This window comes from Leifsonia sp. NPDC058292, from assembly GCF_042880955.1.
Classification (GTDB): Bacteria; Actinomycetota; Actinomycetes; order Actinomycetales; family Microbacteriaceae; genus Leifsonia.
On the sequence record NZ_JBHVYL010000088.1, the window covers coordinates 1 to 292 of the forward strand.

Here is a 292-nt window from a genome sequence, read left to right on the forward strand (position 1 = left end):
AGGGGGTGCCGGGGCAGCGGGAGCCGCCGGCGTCGGGTCATAGCCGCACAGCGCCTCCTCCGCCGCACCGGCAGCGAGTCCGGTCAGCACGATCCGGCCGTCGTCGCACACGAGGACCGTACGGGCGGTGATGTTCCGGTGGACCCAGCCGTGGGCGTGCAGCGCGCGCAGCGCGGTGAGGACGTCGGACGCGACCTCGGCCGCCCGGTACGGGGACAGCGGCTCCTCGGCGAGGAGCGCGGCGAGCGGCCGTGCAGAGACGACCTCGCTGACGATCCACAGCGAACCGCCC

General features: G+C 75.3%; 1 protein-coding gene. It reads right to left on the bottom strand.

Annotated elements, in window-relative coordinates; translation table 11 throughout:
• Positions 1 to 292, bottom strand: a 292-nt coding sequence (locus tag ACFVWR_RS19110) for a protein kinase (protein ID WP_387216050.1), incomplete at both ends; no start/stop codon positions are given.